Here is a 5,146-nt window from a genome sequence, read left to right on the forward strand (position 1 = left end):
CTCGTGGGGGAGGGCGAGCTGGGTCGTCGGGCGGTCGTTCTGCGGCGGCCGCGGCCCGGTGTTGAGGAAGCGGGTGGTACCCCGGTCCTCCCCGATGTCCCCGCCGCCCGCGGAAGCCGGCGCGGCGGGCACCTGCGATGCGGGCACCTGCGATGCGGGCCCGTCCACCGCCGGTGCGGGCAGCGGCCGGGCGTCCTCCGGTTCCGGGGCAGTGCGGGCGTCCTTCGGCTCCGGGCGCGCGCCGGCGCTCTCGGGCCGGGTGTCGTCCGTCCGGGGTGCCTCGGTCCGGGTGCCGTCCGTACGGGGGTCCTGGGGGCGGGCGTCCTCGGGCCCCGGGATCGCGGAGGCGGCGGTCCCGGGCTCCTGGGGCGCGGGTGTGTCCGCCGTCGGCGTGGGTGTCTCCCGTTCCGGCGTGGGCAGCGGCCGGGCGTCCTCGGGTTCCGGGGCCACGGAGGTGGTGGTCCCGGGCTCCTGGGGGGCTGGTGTGTCCGCCGTCGGCGTGGGTGACTCCAGTGCCGGTGCGGGCAGCGGCCGGGCGTCCTCGGGTTCCGGGGCGGTGCGGGTGTCTCCGGGCTCCGGGGGCCCCTCCGGCCGAGCGGCCTTCTCCGGCCCGGCCGCCCCGGCCGGCGTCTCGGGCCCGTGCTCCGGGCTCTCCTCCGGCACCTCCAGGGCCAGGACCCGCGCCTCCTGGTCCGCGACCGCCGCCGCGAGCCGTTCGGGGAGCCAGCCGCCCCGGGCGAGGCCCGCCGCGCCCTCCAGGGCCAGTTCGGCGGCGACCGCGCCGGCCGTGGGCCGCTCGGCCGGGTCCTTCGCCAGGCAGTCCGTGATCAGCTCGCGCAACGCCTCCGGTACGGCGTCGAGTTCGGGCTCGTCCCCGGCGATCCGGCGGGCGGCCTCCTCGGCCGGGCCCTCTGTGAACGGGGTCGTCCCGGTCGCCGCGTACGCCAGCAGCAGCCCCAGCACGAACAGGTCGGAGGCGGCGGAGACCTCCTTGCCCTCGATCTGCTCGGGCGTCAGATAGCCGAGCCGCACCGAGAGCTGGCCGCCCGGCCGGGCCTGGGCCGACGCGGCCGCGCCCAGCGGGCCGAACGCGGTGAGGCGGGGTCCGTCGGCGGCCAGCAGCACCGTGCCGGGGGCCAGCCCCTGGAGCACGGCCCCGGCGGCATGCACCCGGGAGAGGATCTCGGCGATGCCCGCGCCCAGTATCCGCAGGGTCCGCTCGTCCAGCGGACCGGCGATCCCGATCGCCTCGGCCAGCGGCAGCGCGGGGACGTAACCCGCCGCCGTCCACAGGGGTTCCGTCCCCTCCGCCGGGGCCGGCTCCTCGCCGGTGTCCAGGGGCGCGGCCACCCAGCCGCCCGCGAGGCGTTCGGCGGTGCGCGCCTCGGCCTGGAAGCGGCGGCGGTACGCCGGTACGGAGGCCAGTTCCGGGCGCGCGGCGGTGATGAGGGCCACCTCGCCGGAGGCGGTGTCCCGCGCCACGTACCGCACCGCGCTCGCGCCTTCGTGGAAGCGGGCCAGCGCGGTGAAACGGCCGAAGCGGCGTGGATCGTCCTGACGCAGCGCCTCCATGGCGCACCCCCCTTGTGACCGTCCTACGGCGACCGGGTGACCCGTCCTCCGGCGCCTGACCGTCGATCTTAGGGCCTGTGCCCCGCAGGCGGTCGTCCGCCGCTCAGTCGCGGTCCGGGGAGCTCGGCGGAGTCCTGGACCAGGGCCACTTGAGGGTGCGGTGCTCGCGGCCCCCGGGGGCGTACTCGTACACCCAGCCGCGCTGGAGCCCGAGCCGCTTGGTGTAGCCGGCCGGGACCCGCTGGTAGGCGTACACGGTGGCGGGGCCGCCGTCGGGCGAGGGCACCGGGACCTCGTACCACTTCGGCGGATGGCCGGTCGGGCCGAGCAGGACCGGCAGGACCCGGCCGTCCAGGGGGCCGCCGCGGAAAGGGGTGTTCTCGCTCTTCACCCGGTCAGTCTGACGCAGCGGCGGCGGGCAGCAGGTGCGCCGCCTCCGCGACGACCGGAATCACTCGTTCCGCCAGCTGTCCGGCCGGGCCGTCGGAGGTCTCCAGGGCCAGCAGCTCGTTCACCACCGCCGCGGTCTCCGGGTCGGTGGCGGCGGTCGCGGCGAGCAGGGCGATCAGGTGGTCGACCAGCCAGCCGCGCAGCTCGGCCGCGGCCGGCCGCTTCCCGTCGTCCAGCCAGATCAGCGAGGCCGCCTCGACGGCGGCGATCCAACTGCGCACCATCATCCGCAGTCGCGGCCCGGCGGGCTGCTCCCCGGCCCCGTCCATCCGCCCCAGGTGGCGCAGGATCTCGTCGGCCGCCGCCCGGCGCACCCCGTCCACGATCGTCGTCGTGCGGGAGGTCTCCACGACGCTGCCGCCGCGCAGCAGGGCGCTGAACCCGGTGTCGTGCTCGTCGACGAAACGCAGATAGCGGTCCAGTACCCGGGCGACCCGCTCGGTGGGCGGGCCGACCGGCGGTTCGGTGAAGCACAGCGTCAGCTCGTCGGCCGCCGAGCCGAGCGCGGCCTCGTACAACTGCTGCCGCCCGCCCGGGAAGTAGCGGTAGACGAGCGGCCGGGACACCCCGGCGGCCACCGCCACCTCGTCGAGCGAGACCTCGTCGGGCGCCCGGTGGGCGAAGAGGCCGAGTGCGGCGAGCAGCAGCTGGGCGCGGCGCTCCTCGACGCTGAGCCTGCGGTACGTCGCCCGGGGCGGCGGGACTGCGGCGGTGGAGGTCATACCACCGACCCTAAGGCCTCATGTGCGGATGATGCCGGGCCCGCGGGCCCGGCGCTCCCCGTCCGCACGGCTTTCAGGCCAGCAGCCCGGAGCCGCGCCACAGCCGGCGGCCGACGCCGTTCAGCAGCCCGATGTCGTCGAAGAAGTCGGTGAGCCGCTTCGCGCCGGACTGCATCACCTCCGCGCGGTGGCCGCTGGCCCTCACCTGGGCGACGGCCTCACGGCGGTCCAGGCCGACGTTCTCGTACACCTGCGGGTTGACGAAGCAGATGGAGAAGACCCGGGCCGCCTCGCCGCAGCTGACCTTGGTGAGTTCCCGCTCCCAGCGCGGGGCGGTCACCATCTGGCGGCGCAGCTCCTCGCGGGCGTACCGGACGTGCCGGGCCTCCTCGATCACATGGATCCGGGTCACACCGCGCACCAGGGTCTGCACGCGGTCGTCCGGGAAGGTCAGGCGCTGCATCCAGTCGAGGACCTCCTCGCCGAGCAGGGTCGCGGCGAACGAACCGGGGGTGGTGGAGACGGTCTTCAGGACCCGCGCGAGGTTGTGGTAGACGCGCGGCACCGGATACGTGGGGGCGCCGCCCCAGTCGATCATGCGGCCGAACATCATCGAGTGCCGGCACTCGTCGGCTATCTCCGTGAGCGCGTAGCGGACGTGATTGCTGGTCACCGGCTTGTCGTAGACGTGCCGGACCAGCAGCTGCATCAGGATGATCTCGAACCAGATGCCGAGCGAGGCGAGCGCGGCGGCCTCGTGCCGGGAGAGGTCCAGGCGCTGCTCCTCGGACATCCGGTCCCACATCGGGGTCCCGTACAGCGAGAGCAGCTCCGGCGGCCAGAACCACTTGCCCTCCTCGACGGCCGCGTCCCAGTCGAGTTCGGTGTCGGGGTCGAAGGAGTGCTTGGCCGACGATTCGAGCAGCCGCAGGGCGACCTGTTCGCGGTCGCGGAGCGGGCCGAGTGCGTCGCGGAGCACGCTGGTATCGCGAGCGGTGACGGGCGTCATGGCGGGAGCACCTCACACGGGGGTTGCCGGGAACGGGTGTTACCGGCGGTCATCTCTTATGAGACTGTCTGTCAGCAAGGCCGTCAATCCCTTGGACGCGACTCCGTACGACTTGTTGACCCGCTGTCTACCAACGTGTGAACCTGCCAGGGAGGCGGCCGGTGCACATGCTCACGCGCACTCAACTGCCGCTGGTGTCACGGAGCTTGGCCATCAGGTCGAGCCAGTCGAGGCGAAGGAGCCGTCCGTGTCCACCCATGACCTCTACACCACTCCGCCCGCCGAACCGGTCTGGCAGGTTCCGGCCACCGGAGCCGCCCGGTTCAGCTGGGACTACGACGACGGCCGTGAACGCCTCCTCGCGCTCTACCAGAAGGGCAAGGACAAGCAGTGGGACGGCAACAAGCGCATCGACTGGTCGCTGGAGGTCGACCCCGCCGACCCTCTCGGCACCCCCGACGAGGCGCTCACCCTGTACGGCACCCCGCACTGGGCGAAGATGACGGAGAAGGACCGGGGTGAGCTGCGCACGCACTACACCTCCTGGCAGTTCAGCCAGTTCCTGCACGGCGAGCAGGGCGCGATGGTGTGCGCGGCGCGCATCGTGGAGTCCGTCCCCGACCTGGACGCCAAGTTCTACTCCGCCACGCAGACCATGGACGAGGCCCGGCACGCCGAGATCTACGGCCGCTTCCTGCACGAGAAGGTCGGCCTGCTCTACCCGGTCAACGACAACCTCCAGGGGCTGCTGGGCGACACCCTGCGCGACTCCCGCTGGGACATGCCCTACCTCGGGATGCAGGTCCTGATAGAAGGCCTGGCGCTGGCCGCTTTCGGGATGATCCGCGACACCACGACCAAGCCGCTGCCCAAGCAGATCCTGGCGTACGTCATGCAGGACGAGGCCCGGCACGTCGCCTTCGGGCGGATGGCGCTGCGCGACTACTACCAGCAGTTGAGCGACGCCGAACTCCGTGAGCGCGAGGAGTTCGTCATCGAGGGCTGCTACCTGATGCGCGACCGGCTCAGCGGCGTCGAGGTCCTGGAGAACTTCGGCATCGGCAAACAGGAGGCGAAGGACCTCTCGGAGCACTCCGAGTTCCTCCAGCTCTTCCGCAAGCTCCTGTTCAGCCGGATCGTCCCGTGCGTCAAGGACATCGGCCTGTGGGGCCCCCGGCTCCAGAAGGCATACGTCGACATGGGCGTCCTCGAACTCGGCGACTCCAACCTCGACCTGCTGATGTCGAGGGACGAGGAGATAGCCGAAGAGCTGGACCGCGAACGCTTCGCCGTCGAGGAGGGGGCCCGGGTGGCGGAGGTCGCGGAGGCGATCGAGGAGGGCGCGGCCGACGCTGCCTGATGGGGCGCGGTGCGGTGCGGCGGGGCTCGGGGC

Annotated in this window: 5 protein-coding genes; 1 reads left to right on the top strand and 4 read right to left on the bottom strand. The window is 73.2% G+C overall.

Going from position 1 to position 5,146, the window contains the following annotated elements:
* From HET64_RS36310 to HET64_RS36325, 4 genes are all read right to left on the bottom strand, one after another.
* A partial coding sequence (locus HET64_RS36310) for a protein kinase (protein WP_215111497.1) occupies positions 1-1,572 on the bottom strand: 1,572 nt, incomplete at its 3' end.
* A 103-nt stretch (positions 1,573-1,675) separates the two neighbouring features.
* Complete coding sequence (locus HET64_RS36315) at positions 1,676-1,963, bottom strand: hypothetical protein (protein WP_215111498.1); 288 nt, start codon at positions 1,961-1,963, stop codon at positions 1,676-1,678.
* Between the two features lie 4 nt (positions 1,964-1,967).
* The gene (locus tag HET64_RS36320) at positions 1,968-2,744 is read right to left on the bottom strand and encodes a TetR/AcrR family transcriptional regulator (RefSeq protein WP_215111499.1); all 777 of its coding nucleotides are present in this window, start codon (positions 2,742-2,744) and stop codon (positions 1,968-1,970) included.
* Positions 2,745-2,817: 73 nt separating this feature from the next.
* A complete protein-coding gene (locus HET64_RS36325; RefSeq protein ID WP_215111500.1) occupies positions 2,818-3,753 on the bottom strand; it encodes a diiron oxygenase in 936 nt (311 codons plus the stop codon).
* 247 nt (positions 3,754-4,000) lie between these two features.
* Between HET64_RS36325 and HET64_RS36330 the strand changes: the two genes are divergently transcribed.
* Entirely contained in the window at positions 4,001-5,113 is a 1,113-nt protein-coding gene (locus HET64_RS36330) for a ferritin-like domain-containing protein (protein WP_215111501.1), read from the top strand.
* Positions 5,114-5,146 lie beyond the last annotated feature (33 nt).

This window comes from Streptomyces sp. McG3 (assembly GCF_018619185.1).
Taxonomy (GTDB): Bacteria; Actinomycetota; Actinomycetes; order Streptomycetales; family Streptomycetaceae; genus Streptomyces.

Excerpts from the sequence above, each read along its gene's own strand:
- HET64_RS36320 (WP_215111499.1), bottom strand. The coding sequence starts at position 2,744 with ATGACCTCCACCGCCGCAGTCCCGCCGCCCCGGGCGACGTACCGCAGG.
- HET64_RS36325 (WP_215111500.1), bottom strand. The coding sequence starts at position 3,753 with ATGACGCCCGTCACCGCTCGCGATACCAGCGTGCTCCGCGACGCACTC.